The sequence below is a fragment of the Vibrio sp. CB1-5 genome (assembly GCF_059412285.1).
This window is the reverse complement of sequence record NZ_JBJHPB010000009.1, coordinates 111,191-133,159: the sequence shown is the minus strand read 5'-3', so window position 1 is coordinate 133,159 and position 21,969 is coordinate 111,191. Positions and strand designations below refer to the sequence as shown.

The window sequence follows — 21,969 nt, the reverse complement described above, 5'->3', positions numbered from 1 at the left end:
CCATGCGCGATAGCATCAAAGAAAGTTTTACTGAAAGCATCCAAATTCAAATCGCTGCAGCGGAAGCGCTGCCGGACGCCATCACTCACGCTGCACAAGCAATGGTCGCAACACTGCTCAATGGCAATAAAATTCTTTGCTGTGGTAACGGTGGATCAGCATCTAACGCTCAGCAATTTGTCTCATGCCTACTGAACCGGTTTGAAACCGAACGTCCAAGTCTTCCAGCAATGACACTGACGGCTGATAGCACCACCATGACAGCCGTGGCGAACGACTACAACTTTGAAGACATCTTCGCTAAACAAGTGCGTGCCTTCGGCCAAACTAACGATATCTTGTTAGCGATTTCAACCAGCGGCAACAGCAAAAACGTGATTAAAGCGATGGAAGCAGCTGTGACTCGAGATATGACCATTATCGCCTTTACCGGCAAAGATGGCGGCGAAATGGCGGGCCTATTGGGCGAAAACGATGTGGAAATACGCATTCCCTCACAACGCACCGCACGCATCCATGAAGTACACATGGTGACACTCCACTGCTTATGCGATCTCATCGACCAAGTGCTATTCCCATCTCACGAAGAGTAACATTATGAAAATGTATAGAGTAATGGCACTGCTCATGTCTAGTATGTTCCTTTCTGGCTGTGCTGGTCTATTTGTGGCAGGTGCGGCGACGACGGTAAATCTAGTCACCGATACGCGCAGTGCAAAAGAGATTTGGAATGACAGTGCACTGGAGTCGGAAGTAGCTGGCATGGGCAACAAAGCCCCTTATGTCGGCAATGTTCGCGTTGTTGCCAGCTCACAGCGTGGTACCGTCGTCCTAATGGGACAGGCGAATACGGAAGCACTTCGTAGCCAGCTGGAAAACCAAGTTCAAGGTCTTAGTGGCGTAAAAATTGTCTACAACCAAGTTCGCGTAAAACAGCCACTTAGCTTCACACAAATCAGCAATGACAGCTGGTTGACGACTAAGGTGAAGTCAGCACTTTTAACCGACGAGAGACTCAACGGCGTAAAAGTCAAAGTGATCACTGAAGACAGTGAAGTGTTTCTGCTTGGTTATGTGTCTAAAGAGCACGCCGATGTGGCAACAGAGATTGCCAGAAATGTATCCGGCGTAAAACAGGTTATCCGTGCGTTCCAATTCAGCGAACAACAAGAAAAGCTCAATACAGAAGTCGAACCTGAGCAGCCAGCGACAGCAGAAGAACTTCAACAAGAAGCGGAGATGAAGCCAATCATTGAAGAGCCAGCTCCTTTTGTGGAAATCGAAGGCTAACTAGGTCAAAAATACATGTAAAAACTAAAAGGCCAGTCACTTGACTGGCCTAATTGTATCAATAGCTCGATTGGCTTATGGCTTAAGTGCACGCTCACCACGAGCAATACCCACAATACCGCTTCGCGCCACTTCAACCACATCCGTCACTTCTGAGAGCGCTGACACAAACGCGTCAAGCTTTTCAGCTGTACCTGCGAGTTGAACGGTGTATTGTGATGATGTGACATCAACAATCTGACCACGGAAGATATCGGCTGTGCGTTTCACTTCCGCACGCGCAAAGCCGCTCGCTTTGACTTTCACCATCATCAGCTCACGCTCAATGTGCTCAAACTCAGTCACTTCCTGAACCTTGAGGACATCAATCAGCTTGTGAAGCTGCTTCTGGATCTGCTCAAGCTCCATTTCATCCGATTCTGTGGTGATATTAAGGCGTGATAACGTCTCATCATCTGTTGGTGACACGTTGAGTGATTCGATGTTGTAGCCACGCTGAGAGAACAGGCCAACCACGCGAGAAAGAGCACCCGGTTGGTTTTCCATAAGTAGCGAAATGATATGTCTCATATTAGGTTCTCTCCGTCTTGCTTAGCCACATCTTGTCCATGCCTTCCCCTTTGATTTGCATCGGGTAAACGTGCTCTGTTTCGTCAACATTGATATCAACGAACACGAGGCGATCTTTCATCTCTAACGCTTTTTTCAAGCCAGATTCAAGCTCACTTGGGTTAGAAATGCGAACACCTACGTGGCCATAAGCTTCAGCAATAGCAGCAAAGTCAGGCACCGAATCCATGTAGGAGTTTGAGTGACGGCCTTGGTAAATAATATCCTGCCACTGTTTTACCATCCCTAAGAAACGGTTGTTGAGGTTGATAATTTTAACCGGCACATCGTACTGCATCGCCGTCGACAGTTCTTGAATATTCATCTGAATACTGCCATCACCAGTGACACACACCACCTCTTCATCTGGGTAAGCAAATTTCACCCCAATTGCTGCTGGGAAACCAAAGCCCATAGTGCCTAGGCCACCTGAGTTGATCCAGCGGCGTGGCTTGTTAAACGGATAGTAGAGCGCAGCAAACATTTGGTGCTGACCCACATCGGATGCCACAAACGCATCACCGCCCGTCAGCTTGTGCAGCACTTCAATGACCTGCTGTGGCTTAATACGCTCTTCCGAAGTTTCGTAACCAAGACAGTTACGCTCTTTCCAAGAAGCAATATCATCCCACCAAGTATTGAGCGCTGCTTCGTCATTGGTGCCACCCTGCTCTACCAGAAGTTTCAACATGGTCTCCAGAATCACATCCGCAGAGCCAACAATCGGTAAATCAGCGCGCACGTTTTTCGAGATAGAAGAAGGATCGATATCTATGTGTACAACCTTTGCGTCTGGGCAGTACTTCTCGAGGTTATTGGTAGTACGATCGTCAAAGCGAACACCAACACCAAAAATAAGGTCAGCATTATGCATCGCAAGGTTGGCTTCGTAAGTACCATGCATACCCAGCATACCTAATGCGTTTTTATGTGTGCCAGGAAATGCACCCAAACCCATCAACGTGCTAACGACGGGTAGGTTCAACGTTTCGGCCAGCTTAATGATGTGTTGGTCTGCCTCAGACATGATGGCACCACCACCCACATACAGAACGGGTTTCTTAGCTTCTAAAATCGCTTTTAGCGCTTTTTTAATTTGGCCTTTATGACCCGAAGTCGTCGGGTTGTATGAGCGCATCTTAACCGTTTCAGGGTACTCATAAGGGAATTTGATCTGCGGATTCATGACATCCTTCGGAATATCAACCACAACCGGGCCAGGTCGGCCAGTCGATGCGATATAGAAGGCTTTTTTCAGCGTTTCAGGGATATCTTCTGCACGTTGCAATAGGAAGCTGTGCTTAACCACAGGACGAGACACACCGACCATGTCACACTCTTGGAACGCATCATTACCGATTAGATTGTTCGGTACGTTACCAGAGAGCACCACCATAGGGATCGAGTCCATGTAAGCGGTAGCGATACCGGTAATGGTGTTAGTCGCACCAGGGCCTGAACACACAAGTACCACACCCGGTTTACCGGTAGCACGTGCGTAACCATCAGCCATGTGTGTCGCGGCTTGTTCATGACGAACGAGGACGTGTTGGATATTCTCGCGCTTTTCATGCAGCGCATCGTAGATATCTAGAACGGAACCACCTGGGTAACCAAAGATTTGTTGTACACCTTCGTCAATCAAAGATTGAACGATCATCTCTGCACCAGATAGCATTTCTGGGGTTGAATCTGCCATATTGTCTCCTTACCAGTTACCTCAGCAAACAGGTGGTCGCTGAGCTGGCATTACATAGTTAGGTCTTATTCGTAGCCTAAATCGAAACTACTCACTTTTCAGCTATGTCACATAGCTTGTCATAACAAGCAATATGTTTACGCAACAACTGTAACGCTTTCTTTGCACAAGATCTAACCCGACAAAGGCTGCAAAAAACACACTTAGCTTCGAAATGATAGGTTTACCAACATTTGTTTTACTCAGAGAAACAAAACCAAACCAATCACCCAACATTATTGTAAATTCAGAGTTAAATTCTGCATTAATTACATAAAGCTGGCAAAAACGTATCAGCAATTCTGATTAGTCACTCGAAATCACTAGGAAGAAATAATCAAAAAGCCCCATATTTTAATAAATAATGGGGCTTTGATTCGCTAGGCCGCTTTAACGGGCTTTTTTACAGGTTTCGACCTCAATCGTCGTAACGTGCGCCGCAACATTGAAGGTTGTTGTTTTTGCTGTTCAGTTTTACCTAACATCAACAGACAGGGCGTTAATACCAAAGTCAGCACTGTGGCAAAGGCCAAGCCGCCCGCTACCGCAGTTGCCAACTGCGACCACCATTGAGTACTTGGTGCGCCAAACTCTATTTTTTGATTGATAAGATCGACGTTCATCTCCAACACCATTGGCATTAAGCCTAAAATCGTCGTGACCGTTGTGAGCATAACCGGACGCAAACGCTGTACGCCAGTTCTTAAGATCGCTTCACGTTTATCCAAACCGCGCTTTATCAGCTGATTGTAGGTATCAATCAGTACGATGTTGTTGTTGACGACTATTCCCGCCAGTGCAATCACGCCAATGCCCGACATAATGATGCCAAACGGACGCTGGAAGACCAACAGACCAGCAAACACGCCTACGGTTGAGAAAATAACAGCACTTAGAATCAACAGGGCTTGATAGAAGCTATTGAACTGAGTAATCAAGATGAGTGCCATAACAGCGAGAGCGACCATAAAGGCGCTTTGCAGGAACTCTGATGAGTTCTTCTGCTCTTCGTTTTGACCTTTGATAACAAATTCAACTCCGCTTGGCAGCTCTATCTGACTCAACTGTTCAATAAAGCCCGGTAGCTCGACGGCTAAGTTGTAGCCATCAGCCATATCGGCTTTGACATTGATAACACGGACACCGTCTAAACGGTTGATTGTGTCTTGCTTCTGCTCTGGCGTGATTTCAGCAAAGTTGGTAATTGGAACCAAGCCAGCTGGCGTTTTCACACGAAGCTCATCGAAGCGTCCAATATCACGATGCTCTTCTGGGAATCGCACTAGGATATCGACCTCTTCTGTAGAATCATCGGGGAGATAGTCACCAATTTTCAGGCCGTTTGTGACAAACTGAACCGTGTTACCTACCAATGTCGCATCCGCACCAAAGCGAGCAGCATCATCGCGGCTGATATCGATTTGCCAATCAATACCGGGTTTGTTGGATGTATCACTGACATTGGTCAGCTTTTCATTGCCATCGGCCCATCGGCGTATTTCTTTTGCCGCTGCATCCAAGCCGTCAGGGATCCGAGCAGATAGCTCAACCACCAAATCGTGCTCAACCGGTGGACCAGCATCTGGAAACTTGTACTCAATCTCTACCCCGGCAAACTTATCCGTGGTTTGCTTGAGCTCTTCGATAATTGCAGGCACCTTGCGACGATACTGCCAGTCGACTGGAGTCACCTGAATCACACCGATTTCGTCTTTACCACCGGTTTTGGTGTAGACGCTTTCAAACTCATCATGACCCAGCATCACCTTTTCAACGACACGCATCACCTCGTCTTTTTCATTAATAGACAAGTCACCATGAGAGCGCACCTTCACGTTGAAATACGGCGGATCAACCTCTGGGAAGAATTCGGCGCCAAGGCCGGCTTTGTTGTACGCCACACCGACACCGATCGCCATCGCAATCGCCAGCAGAAGCACTTTCAGCGGGTGACCTAGGGCAATATCTAAAGTGTGATAGTAAAGTTTGGTTATACCGGTCGCTTTATCAAACTCGCCTTCATGCAGCGCTACCATTTTCTTTTGCTTAGCCGGAGAGACATATTGCGGTTTACCAATCAAGCCACCCAGTACTGGGACAAACAACAGTGCCATCACTAGTGACGCCGTCAATGTTGCTATCAGCGTCATCGGTAAGTACTTCATAAACTCACCGGTTATATCAGGCCAGAACAATAGCGGGGCAAACGCTGCTAAGGTTGTCGCGGTCGATGCCGTAATAGGCCACGCCATGCGTTTGGCGGCATCTCGATATGCCTCTTTTCTCTCCATCCCTTCTTGCATGCGTCTATCGGCGAATTCTGTCACTACGATGGCCCCATCCACCAACATGCCCACCGCCATAATTAGCGAGAACAGAACAATAATGTTGACGGTCAATCCAAACACCGACAGTACAAGCAAGCCAGTTAAGAATGAGCCTGGGATCGAAATACCCACCAAAAGTGCAGTGCGAACACCAAGAATGGCGATGATAACAATGACAACCAAAATGATGGCCGATAGGATGTTGTTCTGCAGATCATTGAGCATGATCTTGACATCTTTCGACTCATCCTTAGTGAACTTCACTTGAAGATTGTTAGGCCACTCATCACGGAGTTGAGCCTGTCTCAAAACTTCTTTGACTAAAGAAACCGTTTCGATGATGTTCTCACCTGCACGCTTTTTCACGTCAAGAACCACAGCAGAGCGACCATCAAGTCGAGCGAAACTGTCAGGATCACGGAAAGCACGACGCACCGTTGCGACGTCCCCAAAGGTGATGACTTGCTTACCATCAACCTTAACTGGCAGCTCCAATACATCTTTTAGGCTATCGAACACCGAAGGGACTTTCACAGAGAAGCGTCCATAACCAGTATCCACAAAGCCCGCCGCTACAACACGGTTGTTTAGTGCAATCAAGTTATAGATATCGCCTTGGTCAAGGCCGTAGCTTTCCATCAATAATGGGTCGACAACAATCTCAACGATGTCTTCACGATCACCCGCTATGTCTACTTCCAATACTTGACGGTAGCTTTCTAGCTTATCGCGAAGCTGTCTAGCAAGCTGCACGATAGTGCGCTCAGGAACGGTACCGTACAGCACCACAGACAATACCGGCTGCTGCGAGGCGAAGGTCACTTCGTTGACCGTCGGCTCATCACTGTCTTCTGGTAACTTAGGCTTTGCCAGATCCACCGCATCGCGGACATCTGCCATCGCTTTAGTGAGGTCAACTCCAACATTAAACTCAAGCGTCACCGAGGCATGGCCTTCCGACGCTACTGCCGTCATTTCTTTAACACCTTCAATCGAGCGCAGCTCTTTTTCCAGCGGTCTAACAAGCAGTCGTTCACTATCATCCGGCGAGATACCTTGGTGCCCAACAGACACATAGATAATTGGGATGGTGATATCTGGACTCGATTCTTTAGGAATAGTGTTGTAAGTCACAACACCGGCAATAAGCACTAGAACCAATAAGCTGAGCATGGTCCTTGAGCGCGACAGCGCCGCATCAATTAATGCAAACATGCGACCTCCCTATTGCTGCTGTTCGGCGATTTGGTTGGCCTCGGCCACACTGATGGCCTCGACTTGATCGCCATGGCGAACGAACCCTTGCCCTAGGACAATGATGTTACTCTTGCTGCCAAGTCCAGTCAGCCAAACCCCGTCTTGCTCTGCTTTTACTAGCTGTATCGGTACAAAGTCCACATGGTCATTTTTAAGTGTTTTCACGCCTAAATTTCCGATTTCATCCAAAGCCAGCATCGCCGGTGTAATTTTAATTGCAAGCTGCTCATCCAGTGCTAACTCTACCTCAGCACTGACACCAGCTGGGATACGCTGATTTGGATTTGGCACAGAAATTTCTATCGGAAACGTATTGGTCGAAAAGGATGAGACACGAGAGATGTAACGCAGTGTCCCCGTCACCTCTTCACCACCAACAAAACGGATCGTAGAGGTTTGGTTTAGTGTGAGTTTCTGAATATGACGTTCACTGACATCCGCTTCAATCACTAGCGTGTCTAAATCGATAAGCGTTGCCACTGGGTCGCCGACGCTAACAAAATCGCCGAGTTCGATCGACAGGTGGTCAACAATACCAGTAAAAGGTGCCGTGACGGTTGTATTTCGTAGGGCGAGTTTCGCAGCACTGACCATCGCCTTCGCTTCCGTCAAATTTGCTGCTGCTGTTGAGTAGGCTACCTCTCCTTGCAGCCCTCTGCTTTTCAACGATTTGGAAGCGTTAAACTCTTGCTGTCTAACATTAAGCATTGCCTGAGCGCGTTCCAACTGAATGTTAAGATCGCCTTTATCAATTTGAGCAATAGCTTGGCCTTTCTTTACCTCATCGCCTTTTTCGACGTTCAGGTTAATGATCTTACCTGCGATTTCTGCGCCTAGCTTTGCGGTACGATCAGGTGCGGTGCGGCCGTATAGATCGATTTTCTTGTCTACCGTTTCTGCGGTGAACTCTTGATAAACGACTCGAGCGAGAGGAATGGTTTGTTCTTCTTTCTGGTTTGGTGCTTCTTCGGCTTTTAATGCGCCCAGACCAAGCCAAGTGGATAGCGCGATAACGCACACCAATGATATTAACCAAGGACGTTTTGATAGAAAGTTGCCACGTTGCGTAGTTGGCATAATAATTTCCCTATTATAGTAATTTGAGACTGCCACCCTTCTACGAGGAGGTGCAGCATTCGGTTTAAAAACCACTAATAATCAATCGCTAAAAGACAATCTCCTGCCAGGTACTACGCGCTGACTACCGATTTGAGTGTAACAAAAACCCCCTTGGTAAATAACATTGTTTTTGCTTATCTGTGAAGTTTTTTTAACTTCATTAGTGCTTTAGATCTAAAAAAGGCGAACCTAATGTTCGCCTTTTTCTCTATGTGTCTGTTTCAAGCTACACGCTGAACGATGCACCACAACCACAGGTTGTGGTCGCATTCGGGTTATCAACGAAGAAGCGTGAACCTTCAAGACCTTCGGTATAGTCAACGGTACCGCCAACCAGGTATTGCAAACTCATTGGATCGACAACCAGAGTCACACCACACTTTTCGATGGTAGTATCACCGTCGTTAACACTCTCATCAAAGGTAAAACCGTACTGAAAACCACTACAGCCACCACCGGTGATGTATACACGAAGCTTAAGCTCTGGGTTTTCCTCTTCCGCGATCAACGCATTAACACGCGTCGCCGCTGCTTCAGAAAAATTTAATGGAATAGCTACATCACTCACGGGAACCTCTCTTGCTACTCTGCCGCACACGCCTGTTTGCTCCAACCAAGAGCATTGCAAACCCTAGTGTTCAAAACAAGCGGCGATGAATTAACAGCGCTCAATACTTAGCCGAGCATCATTGTATTTTGTAAAGTTATTGTCGGTGATTATCTAATACCTGAGTGCTTCGTTCAAGTATTAGACAAACCCAAATTAATAGAGATGTACCTAAAACTCGTATCAATATGAGAAAATGTGCTCAAAACACTTCTCGATTCGATTTGTAGATGTACAATGCAGCACACTTGGTCCGAACAAGCAAAGAGGAACTTTCCATGACCAAATCAGCAGAGCTGTATGAAAAAGCGCAACAGACCATCCCTGGTGGTGTTAACTCTCCGGTTCGTGCCTTTAACGGCGTAGGTGGCTCACCTATTTTCGTTGAACGTGCCGATGGTCCATTGATGTTTGATGCTGATGGTAAAGCCTACATCGACTACGTAGGTTCATGGGGTCCGATGATCCTTGGTCACAACCACGCAGTGATCCGTGATGCTGTGATCGATGCAGCTCAGCGCGGCCTTAGCTTCGGTGCGCCAACCGAAATGGAAATCAACATGGCAGAGCTCGTTCGCAAACTGGTGCCTTCCATGGAACAGCTACGCATGGTGAGCTCAGGTACGGAAGCAACCATGAGTGCTATTCGTCTCGCTCGTGGCTACACAGGTCGTGACAAGATCATCAAATTCGAAGGTTGCTACCACGGCCACGCTGACAGCTTACTAGTAAAAGCAGGCTCTGGCGCACTAACACTTGGTCAGCCAAGCTCACCAGGCGTACCAGCTGACTTTGCTAAGTACACATTAACTGCACGCTTCAACGACCTAGAGTCTGTAAAAGCGCTGTTTGAAGCAAACAAAGGTGAAATCGCGTGTATCATCGTTGAGCCTGTCGCGGGCAACATGAATTGCATCCCACCGGTCGAAGGCTTCCACGAAGGTCTACGTCAGATTTGTGATGATGAAGGCGCACTGCTTATTTTTGATGAAGTGATGACGGGTTTCCGTGTTGCACAAGGCGGCGCACAGGCTTACTACAACATCAAACCAGACCTAACGACACTAGGTAAAGTCATTGGTGGCGGTATGCCGGTGGGCGCCTTCGGTGGCCGCAAGGAAGTGATGCAACACATTGCACCTACGGGTCCTGTATACCAAGCAGGCACTTTGTCTGGCAACCCAATTGCAATGGCAGCGGGATACGCTTGCCTGACACTATTGTCAGAAGAAGGCAACGAAAAACGCCTTGCACAAAAAACTAAACAGCTCGCCGATGGCTTCAAGTCACTAGCAGACAAGCACGGCATTCCACTGGTCGTTAACCAAGTAGGCGGCATGTTCGGCTTCTTCTTTACTGAGCAAAAGAGCATCACGTGTTACGAAGATGTCGCGAAGTGCGACGTTGAGCGATTTAAGCGCTTCTTCCACCTAATGCTAGACCACGGTGTGTACCTTGCGCCTTCAGCATTTGAAGCGAGCTTTACCTCACTAGCACACGGCTCGAAAGAGATCGATGCGACACTTGAAGCGGCAGAACGCTGCTTCGCAATGCTTGCACAAGAAGCATAATCAAGCTTTAACGTCTCACGTTATATTGTATAGGGCTGAACATATCAGCCCTTTTTTATGCCTGCCAGTTAAACATCACCAGCAACACTAAAACCCCAATAGTGATTGAGAACCAAGGGATTGGTCGTGTTTTTTTCTTATTTTTCTCACAGTTTTTATCACCGTTGCAACAGCCCATTTCACTCTCCTAGCGCACCTAAACTGACACGATTTAAAATTGATCAGTCAAGGATTTACGTCCATTATATGACCAACACTGCTTATGTCTGTCAGCGTTTGTCGAACATTGACGATGTACTATCAACACTTCCAGTGAAAAGGAAACTTCGTGAACAACAAAATGAACGTAACGGCCAGCCATTGGGTACTGATTGTCGCCCTGCTCTTTGCCGCGTTTGCCTGCTATCTCTTGGTGGAGCCTTACATCAACTCCATCGTCATGGCATTTATCTTGTCACTGCTGATGTTTCCTATCCATGAGTGGATCGAACGAAAGCTACCTAAACACAAGAATGTTGTCGCCCTGCTCTCATGTATCGTACTGACCTTTATTATTGTCATGCCACTCATGTTGGTCTTTAGCGCTATCGTTCAGCAGGGCTCAGTCTTCTCCCAGAACATGTACCAATGGGTGACAGGTGGCGGCATCCAAGAAGTTATCGCCCATCCGTGGGTCGTTACTGGCCTTGATTTCGTCAACGAGTACTTGCCTTTCGATGCGATAAACCCACAAGACATTGCTCAAAAAGCGGCAGAATTTGCGACGTCTCTTGGCTCCAATCTCGTCGCTATGAGCGCTAAAATACTGGGCGATGCCACTAACTTCTTGATGAACTTCTTCTTGATGTTGTTTGTGTTGTTTTTCCTACTGCGCGATCACGACAAACTTATCTCAGCAATCCGTCATATTTTGCCTTTTTCTCGTAGCCAAGAAGACCGACTACTAAGTGAGATTGAAAAAGTATCCAAGTCAGCAGTTATGGGCTCGTTCTTAACCGCAATTGCACAAGGCGCTGCTGGCGGTTTTGGTATGTGGATGGCCGGCTTCCCCGGGCTATTCTGGGGCACTATGATGGGCTTTGCGTCGTTTATTCCTGTTGTTGGTACTGCGCTAATTTGGATCCCAGCTACCGCTTATCTTCTGATCACCGGTGAGACCGGTTGGGGCTTATTCTTGGCTATCTGGAGTATCGCCGTCGTTGGATCGATTGATAACGTACTGCGTCCATTGCTAATGCAAGGCAGTGCAGGCATGAACACACTGATGATCTTCTTCTCGCTACTTGGTGGTATTCATTTGTTTGGTCTTATCGGCCTAATATACGGCCCACTGATCTTCGCGATTACCATGGTGCTGTTCAACATGTATGAAGAGGAGTTTAAAGATTTCCTCGATGGCCAAGATAGAAGCTAGAGTCTTTTTTCAGGGAGGGGTTTGTGAGAGAATCGCCTCCCTTTTTATTTCGAGAGAAACATCGCCATGGCAAGCTACATCGCACCCAGTCAAATTGCACAACGACAACTAGAGTATTTTGCCGGAAAACGAGTGTTGGTCATTGGCGAAATTGAAGATAGCTTCCCGATTGAACTGAGTCGCCATTGCGACAAAGTAACGGTGTTCACCAGTAACTATATTACCTATCGTTCACTGCAATCTTCCTCGAAAGTCGACACCCTGTTCGGCGCGTCGCTACCTGCTGATATTGATGCCGATATGATCTTGCTCTATTGGCCAAAGGCGAAAGCTGAAGCTCGAATGCTACTGCATATGTCATTGGCAACACTTGGCAATGAGACCGAAATAGTGGTGGTAGGTGAGAATCGCTCGGGCGTAAAAAGCATTGAAAAGATGTTTGCTGACTACGGCCCTATCAACAAATACGACTCTGCTAGACGCTGCTCATTTTATTGGGGAATTTGCCAACAAGCTCCTGATTCGTTTGATTTACAAAGTCAGTTCAAAACTTACCATGTGGAGCTCAATGGCATTGCCATCACGGTGAAGAGCCTACCTGGGGTATTTAGCCACGGTGAGTTCGACCACGGCACTCAACTGCTACTCAATAACCTGCCAGAACTAACAGGCAAAGTGCTCGACTTTGGTTGTGGCGCGGGCATCATTGGCGCTTATATGGGGCTGAAGAACCCAACGAGTAAGCTTAACCTATGTGATATCAACGCTTTCGCGATTGAATCAAGTAAGCAGACCCTCGCTGCCAATGGATTATCGGGTGAGGTGTTTGCCTCTGATGTGTATTCCGATATCGACAGCGATTTTGATTTTATCGTCAGCAACCCGCCTTTTCATGCAGGGCTTGACACCAGCTATTCAGCGACAGAAACTCTGCTATCTGATGCCCCTAACCATCTGAATAAACAGGGTCAACTTTGGATTGTCGCCAACAGCTTCCTCAAATATCCACCGATTATTGAGCAGAAGTTTGGTCATTGTGAGACGGTGGCTAAAAACCGTAAATTTGCCATTTATCACGCCGAAAAATAACCCTCTCAATTAGGTTTCATCGCGCCATTCAGCCTCAATAATGGGCACTGAATAGCGCGAAAATTCGCTAAAGTCTCGGTAACCTCTTACAAAGCTAACCAATAAACGGTAATTTTGTGTGTCTACACACGCTTTATCTGTCACTTACTTGCCAATAAAAAATAAGTCTATAAATTGGCAAGGTTAAGAATGTCTAGTTGATTGAGTGAGAGAATCTTTCCCCCATGTTAAAGCTGCGTCGCAAACAGAAATTTAAACGATTGCAAAATACCCTAATGATGGCGTTTTTGGTGCTCAGCATCACGCCACTCACTATCATTGCGCTTTTCTTTCTCAATGCACACAGCCAAGATCTTCGCGACCAAAGCACCTCTCACCTTGTTTCACTGCGCGATACTAAAAAGCAGCAGATCGTCGATTATTTTAATGCCCAAGAGTCCGAAGTCATGGGCTTTGTTCGCTCCGAGCTTGCTTATGCCAGTGGCGGCCGTTTCTACGGTCTAGTCAATGCATTCCAAAGCCTCGGCGATGATATTGAACAAGCTCGCCGACATGCACAAGAACGTTACATCCATGGTTCAGGTGACCAAGTAAAGACGACTATCCTCCCAGACTCGAGCAGTTACGTGGGAAGTGAACGCTATCGCTTACTCCACAAGCGTTATCATCGAGCCTTTATGGAACATCTAAAGCGTTCTGATTTCGACGATATTATCTTGGTCGACTTAACAGGTAACGTAACTTACTCGGTGTATAAGTATGATTACTTCGGCACTAACCTCGAGACAGGCAGCTACTCAACTCGCGTATTAGGCGAGACCTTTGCGCGCCTTGCCTCTGAAGTAAAACTAAAACGCAAAGAAAACGAGGAATACACACCAGTCATCGTTTCAGACTTTGCCGAATATGAAGGTAAGCAATATGCATGGGTGGGCGCGCCAATCATCCAGCAAGGTTACTTACACAGCTACGCAATGTTCCGGCTGCCAATTAGCGGCATCACTAAACTGATTTCCGATGGCACACCCCAAGACATCAACGTACTCTTAGTCGGAAGCGACCACTCAGCAAAAATTCTTGGATTAACCACTGAAGCCATTGCCAATAGTGACACCGCGATCTCCGAAGCCTTATCAGGCATCACCGATGTCAGTCGCTACCAAAGTGCATTGGGTGAAAAGTACTTCGCCGCATTTTCACCAATCGAACTTAACACAACTCATTGGGCACTGGTTGTAGAAACCCCAGAAGCCATCGCGTTTGCCAGTGTCAATCAACTAGAGACTCTGTTTGTCATCGCTATGCTGACGGCGATTGTCGTCGTAGTTATCGCTTCACACTACCTATCCAACTTTATTACCTCACCGCTACTCAAACTCACTTGGGCAGCGGAGCGCGCTTCTGGCGGCGATCTTGACCCTTCGATTATTAGTTTGGAACGTTCCGATGAAATAGGCCGCCTTGCTCTTAGCTTTGAACGCATGCGCCGCTCGATTAAAGATAAAATTGAGCTTATCAAAACCCAAAACCAAGAGCTCGAAGAGAGCCTAGCCATCATTAAAAAGCAGAATGAAGAGTTACAGCTGGCCGATAAACTCAAAGATGAGTTTCTTGCTACTACTTCACATGAGCTTCGTACGCCGCTGCACGGCATGATAGGGATTGCCGAAGCGATGATCTCAGGCGCCAATGGACCTATCGGCGCTAATCACAAGTACCAATTGGATATCATCGTCAATAGCGGCCAGCGCCTTGCGAGCTTGGTCGATGATCTACTCGATTACCACAAGATGCGCTACGGCAGCCTAGACATAGAACGTCAAGCTCTTAGCCTAACCAGCACGACTCAATTGGTGATCGAACTCTCTAACCATCTACTTGGCGATAAAAAAATCCGCATTATTAACCAAGTGTTAGAGCCACTACCTTTGATTTCTGCCGATCCGCAGCGCCTTGAGCAAGTACTTTACAACTTACTTGGCAACGCGATTAAGTACACCAACGAAGGTAAAATTGTGCTCTCCGCTACCGCCATGAGCGACCATATTCGTGTTCAGGTAGTTGATACCGGCCAAGGCATCCCTGCTCAGCAGCTTGAACATATTTTTGAGCCGCTGATACAAGCTGGTCACGATTCTGGTCATTATCGACAAGGCGCAGGGCTGGGTCTTTCAATTAGTCGACAGCTTATTGAACTTATGGGCGGCTCGCTTTACGTCAGCAGTCAGACACACGTCGGCACAACGTTCAGCTTTACATTGCCACTGGCAACCCAACAAGAAATCGAAGCTCAATCAAAAACAAGTTCGGTCAGTCATTTTCAAATTTCTGAATCGGTGGAACTGGCGCTGGACGAAGACGAAGTACTTCCTGAAAACCCCGACGGTCCAGTTCTGCTTATTGCTGACGATGAACCAGTGAACCTGCGTATCCTCGAAAGCTTCCTGCGACTAGAAGGCTATCAGGTGCGACTGGCCAAAGACGGCATTGAAGCGTTAGAGCAGATAGAAAAAGAGAAACCTGAACTGCTACTGCTCGACATAATGATGCCGGGTATGAGCGGCTTTGAAGTGTGTGAGTCAGTACGTGAAACTTATGATCATGCCGCTTTACCTATCATCATGCTAACCGCACTTAACCAACCAGAAGACCGAGTACGAGGTTTTGAACTGGGTGCCAATGACTATCTAGCAAAACCATTTAGTAAACCAGAGTTGGCGGCTCGTATTGCTGCGCACTTACAGGCGAGTAAAGCCGAAGAGCGCCGCGCAGAGAACCAAAACCTCAAGTACGAACTCAAACAACGGGCCATGGTTGAAGCTAGCTTGCTTGAAACGCAAGGTCGCTTGATTGAACAACTCGATAATGCCCCTGAGGCCATTTTATGTATTCGAGAAGATCTCAAGGTACAGTTTGCCAACCAAAGTGCCGGACGACTGTTCAAGCGCTCGGTTGAGCAGCTAAAACGCGTCAGTATCGAAGAGTTGGTCGCTCCCAAGTTTATTCATCTAAACCAAGAGCACTACTTCGGTGAGATTGACACCTTTGTAGACGATGTCCGAAAGCATATCAATGCGGACATCTTAATGCTGCCAGAAGGCTCTGGATTGAAAAGTATTTATATCTTTGAACAAGGTGTATCACTCGATGCCAGCAGAGTGAAGAACCTCGAAACGGCCATTGACGCCCTATCTACCTATGCTATTGAAGGTGACAAAGCCAAGCTTAAAGAACTCAAAGAGCTCGGTGGTGAGTTCACTCGCTTAGCCGATAAAGCGGAAGGTGAAGAAAAGTCGCGTCCGGAAATCATGCGCGAGATCCTTGTCGAAACCATGACTACTTCACTAACTTACTGGGAAAGTGTCACAGGTCAAAGCAAGTTTGCCTTTGCAGAGCAAAGTGGATTGTGGCGCGTCTACTTAGACCGAAGCACACTTCAAACTCGAACACTAGATAAGTACCTGCGCCTTGAGACGCTGCCGAAAACGCCACGATGGCGCACTGTCTTAAGCTCAGTAGAATACATCCTAGAGCATTGCCATAAACAAGGGCCAGAGCGTGACTACATTATCAGTCTGCGCGATAAACTACAGCGCCTTCTCACCAGCTAGCTACGCTCAAATCCGAGCCTAAGCCAGTTACTCAAGCCATAAAAAAACCACGGTCATCACCGTGGTTTTTTACTGCTTATTGCTTATTGCTTACTGCTAGCTAAATTACGCAGGCTCTTGGAAAATCACCGTGTCAGCTTTTTCCGTGTACTCTGCCATGCGATGGAAGTTTAGGTAACGGTAAGTATCCGCTGCTGTTGGGTCAATCTGCTTCATGTATTCTAGGTATTCTTCCTTCGTTGGGATCTTACCAAGAATCGCACCGACTGAAGACAACTCTGCAGACGCTAGGTATACATTTGCACCTGTACCTAGACGGTTCGGGAAGTTACGGGTTGATGTCGACATAACCGTCGCTTCATCCGCTACGCGAGCTTGATTACCCATACATAGTGAACAGCCCGGGGTCTCAATACGAACTCCCGCACGACCGAAGATACCGTAGTAACCTTCTGCTGTGAGCTGGTCTCGGTCCATCTTCGTTGGAGGTGCAACCCATAGACGGGTATCAAGCTGTCCGTTGTACTTCTCTAACAGTTTCCCAGCCGCACGGAAGTGACCGATGTTCGTCATACATGAACCAATGAATACTTCACTGATTTCAGTACCTTGAACGTCAGATAGTAGACGAGCATCATCTGGGTCGTTTGGCGCACACAGAATTGGTTCTGTCACATCAGCCAAGTCGATTTCAATCACGTGAGCGTATTCTGCATCACCGTCAGCCGTCATGAGCTCAGGGTTTGCTAGCCACTCTTCCATGCCAGTGATACGACGCTCGATGGTACGGCGGTCGCCATAGCCTTCAGAGATCATCCACTTAAGCATAGTGATGTTCGAGCTTAGGTACTCAGAAATAGAGTCTTGAGACAGCTTGACCGTACAACCCGCTGCACTACGTTCAGCGGATGCGTCCGATAGCTCAAACGCTTGCTCAACTGTTAGGTGCTCAACACCTTCAATCTCTAGAATACGACCAGAGAATTCGTTGATCTTACCTGCCTTCTCAACCGTCAACAGGCCTTGCTTGATGCCGTAGTAAGGGATGGCATGAACAAGGTCACGTAGCGTGATACCCGGTTGCATCTCGCCTTTAAAGCGTACCAAGATAGACTCAGGCATATCCAGTGGCATAACGCCCGTAGCCGCAGCAAATGCAACTAGACCAGAGCCTGCTGGGAAAGAAATACCTAGAGGGAAACGCGTATGAGAGTCACCACCAGTACCTACTGTATCCGGCAGTAGCATGCGGTTTAGCCATGAGTGGATAACACCGTCACCTGGACGAAGTGATACACCCGCGCGGTTCATAATGAAGTCCGGCAACGTGTGGTGCGTGTTCACATCAACTGGTTTTGGATATGCAGACGTGTGACAGAAAGACTGCATCACGAGGTCAGCAGAGAAGCCTAGACACGCAAGGTCTTTAAGCTCATCACGCGTCATAGGACCGGTTGTATCTTGAGAGCCAACCGTTGTCATCTTCGGCTCACAGTAAGTGCCAGGACGAATACCTTCAACGCCACATGCTTTACCTACCATCTTCTGAGCAAGTGTGTAGCCTTTACCAGTATCTTCAGCAGCTACAGGAAGACGGAACACTTCAGAAGGTGCAAGACCTAGTGATTGACGTGCTTTGTCTGTTAGACCACGACCAATGATCAGTGGAATACGACCACCAGCACGGACTTCATCAATCAGTACATCTGTTTTTAGACCAAACTCAGCCAGCGTTTCGCCAGAAGCGTGGTCACAGACTTTGCCTTCGTATGGATAAACATCTATCACGTCACCCATATTCAGCTTAGTCACGTCAACTTCAATAGGTAGCGCGCCTGCATCTTCCATTGTGTTGAAGAAGATAGGGGCAATCTTACCACCAAGTACGTAACCGCCAGCACGTTTGTTTGGTACGTTAGGGATATCATCACCCATGAACCAAAGCACTGAGTTAGTCGCTGATTTACGAGAAGAGCCCGTACCAACAACGTCACCGACATAAACTAGCTGGTGACCTTTCTCTTTAAGCGCTTCGATCTGTGTGATTGGACCAATTGAGCCTTGTTGATCCGGTTCAATACCATCGCGAGCGTTCTTAAGCATAGCTAGCGCGTGTACAGGGATATCTGGGCGCGACCATGCATCTGGTGCTGGAGATAGGTCATCGGTGTTTGTCTCACCCGTTACCTTAAATACGGTCAGCGTGATCTTCTCTTGAAGCTCAGGTTTCGATAGGAACCATTCTGCTTCAGCCCATGAGGTCATCACTTGCTTCGCATAAGCATTGCCAGCTTTAGCTTTCTCTTCGACATCGTAGAATGCATCGAACATCAGTAGCGTGTGTGATAGGGCTTTAACCGCGATAGGGGCGAGCTCTGCGTCATCGAGCAATGACACGAGAGATTCGATATTGTAACCGCCTTGCATCGTACCAAGCAGTTGCGCTGCTTTTTCACGGCTCACTAGAGGTGATTCCACTTCACCTTTGGTAATGGCCGTCAGAAAGCCGGCTTTAACGTAAGCAGCTTCATCAACACCTGGTGGGATACGGTTCTCTAGGAGATCAAGGATAAACTCTTCTTCACCTTGAGGCGGGTTCTTTAGTAATTCAACAAGTCCTGCAACTTGTTCAGCGTCTAAGGGTCTAGGAACAACTCCTTCAGCAGCACGCTCTTCGACGTGTTTACGATAGGCTTCAAGCACGACTTTTTTCCTCTCATTGCGGTCCCTCCTTATAATTAGAATTCGGAGTGGACATCCTTGGAAACTTGGCTCTCCCTTGCCATTGGTCGTCTTCAACTAATTGAATCAACAGCGCCAGAGAGGCCAAACTGTGGGGCGAAGGATACCAAATTTAACGTTAAATTAAAATCTTCCCATTTTGACCAACATTGCAAGTTTGAGTAAAAATCAACGATTTCCGACTAAAGTCGCAACGCGTTAGCGTCAAATTGGTCCTTCATTTTTTGCATTTATGTTCGGTATCAACCTTAGTGATAGCTGGGCTAGTATGCTGAACCAATGATTAAGTAGAACGAACGCAGTCCCGTTTCCACTTGGCCGTATGAAAGCATAATCGGTCCAACCGGAGAGTCGATACCCGCAAACACCGAACCGGCTAAAAATAACGGTGCATCCGAAATACCCTCATCTGTCCATACGCCACCATATTCAGCAGAGGCCCCCAAATAGACCGGGGACTGGAACATACCAAAGTCATTATCAAACCAGCGGTAGCGGTAGACTAAGCTTCCATAGGCTTTATTCTGACCTATCAAACTGTTGCGTGGGATACCGGATAAATTCAAGAATCCGCCAAGCTCTCGGGGGCTAACAGGTAGAGAGTCATTCTCCGTGGAGATCATCCCTACATCGACAGAACCAACGAAGGTATTGCGCCCAATCGTGCGTGCATATTTCGTCTCCACCGTGATTTCTTTGGCATAATCCGAAAAACTCGACGCTTCGGTATTTAAGTTTTGGTCTCCGCTATCGTGAGAGTGTAAGTACTCCAGATTAACATACCAGCCTTTGGTCGGCAGAACGAAGTCATCGAGGGTATCGAGGCGGTAATTGACAAACAGACCTTTACGGTCGAAGTCGAACTTCCCTGCCGATGGTAGCGGAGACACTATCGATTCGCCCACTGTGTATCGAGCACCTAACTTGAACTCTTGCCATAATGTTGGTTGATAACCTGCAGCAAGTTCACCTTCCCACTCACGATACGTAACAGGAATAAAGTCCGCCTTGCCTTTAAGGGCTGGGTCCACACAATCATCTGCAGTGGTGTTAATCTCACAAAGTACATTGCGTTTGTCGCTGCTGTATTTTACGCCCGCTAACCAAAAGAAGTCCTGGTTGAGCATAAACGGCGAATATAGCTCTGCCTCAACACGCTTATCAGTACCAAAGTCAGCGTTGACACGAAGTTCTGCACCACGGTCGTTGAGATCAGTAAAGTTGGTACTCACACCAATGGAATAGAAGCTATTGGCGTTAAAGTCTTCCTCAAGGTAAAAGCGAAAGTCCATGTAGTTTGGACCCCAGGACTTTTCCTTCACATTGACTAACAGATTGGTCTCACCATCGACCTCTTTGTACTGGTAGGTAATCAGCTCAAAACGATCGAGGGCATACAGCTCTTCGATACGCTGTTCAATTTCATCGGTTTCTAACACTTCACCCGCGGTTAGACCAAGGCGAGTGGTTATAAGCTCATCACTGTAGTGGCTCTGATTATTAATCACGATTTTATCGATAACATTCTCGTCACCGTACACCAACTCACGTCTCGCCGCTTGCTTGTCATCAATATAGTGCTGATATTGTGCACCATTGACCGACAAGGCACGCAGCTGCTGCTCATTTTGATACGCCACTTGATAGCCAAGTTCATAGGCACGAGGCATGGAGGAAAAGTCTGTGGTCGCGATTTGTCCAACCCCCGGATGAAGGTAGATATCACCCTCCTCTAGGGCTTGCATCTGCTCTTCAGTGCTACGTCTTACCAAGTAGTTAGACAATTGCTCACCGACAGCAAAGAAGCTATTGAAATCGTCACGAGTTTTGTAATCACTGCTGATGTCCACCGCTATAATGATGTCAGCACCCATCTGTTTAGCGAGTTCAACTGGCATGTTGTTGGTCACGCCGCCATCGACCAACAGATAGCCATCAACTTCATAAGGAGGAAGGGCACCCGGCACAGACATGCTGGCCATCATGGCATCAACCAGATAGCCATCTTCCATGACCACGGGTTCAAGTTTAAGGATGTCAGTCGCAACCGAGCGATATGGAATAGCAAGTTCGTCAAAGGATTCAAACTGAGGAAGATTGCCTGTGGTTTTGCGCAAAATACGCAGCATATTTTGTCCCTGAACCACCCCTTTCGGTGCTTCGATGGAACCAAAATGCAAGCCAATATCGGTACGGATTTGATAGCGGTCTTCGGCTTCTTTATCGCGGATACGGCGCTGACTGCGGTTAACGCGATCGCGGTAACCATTATTCCAATCAACCGTGTAGATGAAGCTTTCAATCTCTTCGGCGCTCATGCCCGTGGCATAAAGCCCTCCGACATAGGCACCCATGCTGGTACCGGTGATGATGTCCACCGGTATTTGTATCTCTTCTAGCGCTTTTAGGACACCAATGTGCGCGGCGCCTTTCGCACCGCCGCCGGCAAGCACCACCCCAATGGTTGGACGCTCATTAGCATGTTCTGCCTTTGGTGTCGTGTTTTGTGCGGCCAGCACTCCACTGCAAGAGAAGGTGGCGACGGCTAAAAGCCAATGAGTCAGGCGTTTCACATTCATCCCTAAAAGCGCTTAA

13 protein-coding genes are annotated in these 21,969 nt (G+C 47.5%); 6 read left to right on the top strand and 7 right to left on the bottom strand.

What is annotated here, in order from left to right:
- Nucleotides 1-2 precede the first annotated feature (2 nt).
- Both ACJB0T_RS09220 and ACJB0T_RS09215 read left to right on the top strand, forming a co-directional pair.
- Nucleotides 3-593 carry a phosphoheptose isomerase gene (locus tag ACJB0T_RS09220; RefSeq protein WP_042501218.1) on the top strand — a complete coding sequence of 197 codons (591 nt, stop codon included), beginning with the start codon at nucleotides 3-5 and terminating at the stop codon, nucleotides 591-593.
- A gap of 10 nt (nucleotides 594-603) precedes the next feature.
- Nucleotides 604-1,290, top strand: a complete 687-nt coding sequence (locus tag ACJB0T_RS09215) for a BON domain-containing protein (protein WP_479292187.1) — start codon at nucleotides 604-606, stop codon at nucleotides 1,288-1,290.
- A gap of 75 nt (nucleotides 1,291-1,365) precedes the next feature.
- Here the strand turns inward: ACJB0T_RS09215 and ilvN are convergent, their stop codons facing one another.
- The 5 genes from ilvN to erpA all read right to left on the bottom strand — a co-directional run bounded on the left by ilvN (nucleotide 1,366) and on the right by erpA (nucleotide 8,908).
- Entirely contained in the window at nucleotides 1,366-1,860 is a 495-nt protein-coding gene (gene ilvN, locus ACJB0T_RS09210; protein ID WP_042501212.1) for an acetolactate synthase small subunit, read from the bottom strand.
- 1 nt (nucleotide 1,861) lies between these two features.
- Nucleotides 1,862-3,598: an acetolactate synthase 3 large subunit gene (locus tag ACJB0T_RS09205; RefSeq protein ID WP_479288756.1), complete on the bottom strand. Its 1,737-nt coding sequence runs from the start codon at nucleotides 3,596-3,598 to the stop codon at nucleotides 1,862-1,864.
- 419 nt (nucleotides 3,599-4,017) lie between these two features.
- The gene (locus tag ACJB0T_RS09200) at nucleotides 4,018-7,179 is read right to left on the bottom strand and encodes an efflux RND transporter permease subunit (RefSeq protein ID WP_479288755.1); all 3,162 of its coding nucleotides are present in this window, start codon (nucleotides 7,177-7,179) and stop codon (nucleotides 4,018-4,020) included.
- 9 nt (nucleotides 7,180-7,188) lie between these two features.
- Nucleotides 7,189-8,298 carry an efflux RND transporter periplasmic adaptor subunit gene (locus tag ACJB0T_RS09195; protein WP_479288754.1) on the bottom strand — a complete coding sequence of 370 codons (1,110 nt, stop codon included), beginning with the start codon at nucleotides 8,296-8,298 and terminating at the stop codon, nucleotides 7,189-7,191.
- 268 nt (nucleotides 8,299-8,566) lie between these two features.
- Complete coding sequence (gene erpA, locus ACJB0T_RS09190) at nucleotides 8,567-8,908, bottom strand: iron-sulfur cluster insertion protein ErpA (RefSeq protein ID WP_042501206.1); 342 nt, start codon at nucleotides 8,906-8,908, stop codon at nucleotides 8,567-8,569.
- A 317-nt stretch (nucleotides 8,909-9,225) separates the two neighbouring features.
- On the opposite strand from erpA, the gene hemL reads away from it, so the two are divergent.
- The 4 genes from hemL (at nucleotide 9,226) to ACJB0T_RS09170 (ending at nucleotide 16,632) form a co-directional block, all read left to right on the top strand.
- Nucleotides 9,226-10,518, top strand: coding sequence for a glutamate-1-semialdehyde 2,1-aminomutase (gene hemL, locus ACJB0T_RS09185; protein ID WP_479288753.1), 1,293 nt, complete (start codon nucleotides 9,226-9,228; stop codon nucleotides 10,516-10,518).
- Between the two features lie 340 nt (nucleotides 10,519-10,858).
- On the top strand, nucleotides 10,859-11,932 hold the full coding sequence (locus ACJB0T_RS09180) for an AI-2E family transporter (protein ID WP_479292185.1): 1,074 nt from the start codon (nucleotides 10,859-10,861) through the stop codon (nucleotides 11,930-11,932).
- Nucleotides 11,933-11,998: 66 nt separating this feature from the next.
- The gene (gene rsmC / locus ACJB0T_RS09175; protein WP_479288752.1) at nucleotides 11,999-13,021 is read left to right on the top strand and encodes a 16S rRNA (guanine(1207)-N(2))-methyltransferase RsmC; all 1,023 of its coding nucleotides are present in this window, start codon (nucleotides 11,999-12,001) and stop codon (nucleotides 13,019-13,021) included.
- Nucleotides 13,022-13,245: 224 nt separating this feature from the next.
- Nucleotides 13,246-16,632 (top strand): response regulator, encoded by a 3,387-nt coding sequence (locus ACJB0T_RS09170; protein ID WP_479288751.1) that lies wholly within the window; start codon nucleotides 13,246-13,248, stop codon nucleotides 16,630-16,632.
- Nucleotides 16,633-16,737: 105 nt separating this feature from the next.
- Here the strand turns inward: ACJB0T_RS09170 and acnB are convergent, their stop codons facing one another.
- Both acnB and ACJB0T_RS09160 read right to left on the bottom strand, forming a co-directional pair.
- Entirely contained in the window at nucleotides 16,738-19,335 is a 2,598-nt protein-coding gene (gene acnB, locus ACJB0T_RS09165; protein ID WP_479288750.1) for a bifunctional aconitate hydratase 2/2-methylisocitrate dehydratase, read from the bottom strand.
- A gap of 302 nt (nucleotides 19,336-19,637) precedes the next feature.
- Nucleotides 19,638-21,953 (bottom strand): patatin-like phospholipase family protein, encoded by a 2,316-nt coding sequence (locus tag ACJB0T_RS09160; RefSeq protein ID WP_479288749.1) that lies wholly within the window; start codon nucleotides 21,951-21,953, stop codon nucleotides 19,638-19,640.
- Nucleotides 21,954-21,969 lie beyond the last annotated feature (16 nt).

Bases quoted from the DNA above. Each gene is read 5' to 3' on its own strand.
- ACJB0T_RS09220 (WP_042501218.1), top strand. From the start codon at position 3: ATGCGCGATAGCATCAAAGAAAGTTTTACTGAAAGCATCCAAATTCAA.
- ACJB0T_RS09215 (WP_479292187.1), top strand. From the start codon at position 604: ATGTATAGAGTAATGGCACTGCTCATGTCTAGTATGTTCCTTTCTGGC.
- ilvN (WP_042501212.1), bottom strand. From the start codon at position 1,860: ATGAGACATATCATTTCGCTACTTATGGAAAACCAACCGGGTGCTCTT.
- ACJB0T_RS09205 (WP_479288756.1), bottom strand. From the start codon at position 3,598: ATGGCAGATTCAACCCCAGAAATGCTATCTGGTGCAGAGATGATCGTT.
- ACJB0T_RS09200 (WP_479288755.1), bottom strand. From the start codon at position 7,179: ATGTTTGCATTAATTGATGCGGCGCTGTCGCGCTCAAGGACCATGCTC.
- ACJB0T_RS09195 (WP_479288754.1), bottom strand. From the start codon at position 8,298: ATGCCAACTACGCAACGTGGCAACTTTCTATCAAAACGTCCTTGGTTA.
- hemL (WP_479288753.1), top strand. From the start codon at position 9,226: ATGACCAAATCAGCAGAGCTGTATGAAAAAGCGCAACAGACCATCCCT.
- ACJB0T_RS09180 (WP_479292185.1), top strand. From the start codon at position 10,859: ATGAACGTAACGGCCAGCCATTGGGTACTGATTGTCGCCCTGCTCTTT.
- rsmC (WP_479288752.1), top strand. From the start codon at position 11,999: ATGGCAAGCTACATCGCACCCAGTCAAATTGCACAACGACAACTAGAG.
- ACJB0T_RS09170 (WP_479288751.1), top strand. From the start codon at position 13,246: ATGTTAAAGCTGCGTCGCAAACAGAAATTTAAACGATTGCAAAATACC.
- ACJB0T_RS09160 (WP_479288749.1), bottom strand. From the start codon at position 21,953: ATGAATGTGAAACGCCTGACTCATTGGCTTTTAGCCGTCGCCACCTTC.